The organism is Marinomonas atlantica (genome assembly GCF_001639725.1).
In the GTDB taxonomy this organism is placed as follows: Bacteria; Pseudomonadota; Gammaproteobacteria; order Pseudomonadales; family Marinomonadaceae; genus Marinomonas; species Marinomonas atlantica.
Window position 1 is genome coordinate 1 of the sequence record NZ_LTAW01000050.1, and the last position, 257, is coordinate 257.

Annotated in this window: 1 protein-coding gene; it reads right to left on the reverse strand. The window is 47.1% G+C overall.

Going from position 1 to position 257, the window contains the following annotated elements:
• On the reverse strand, positions 1 to 257 hold a 257-nt coding region (locus AYW75_RS18510; protein WP_197478981.1), incomplete at both ends, for a magnesium transporter.

Sequence of the window (257 nt, forward strand, 5' to 3'; positions counted from 1 at the left end):
GACGCTTTCTTAGCTCTCCAGTTGCTAGAGCACGAATTACCAATGTCGCAGCTTGGGTACCTGTATTACCACCAGCAGCGGCTATTACAGGCATATAGACCGCTAACAGCACTAGCTGGCTAAGCGTATCTTCGTATTGAGCAATAATAAGACCCGAGACAATCCCTAACAGTGCCAACGTAATGATCCAACCAATGCGTTGCTTTACGTGTTCCATAACACCTGTTGTCAGATAACCACCAGTGGTCTCTGCTTCA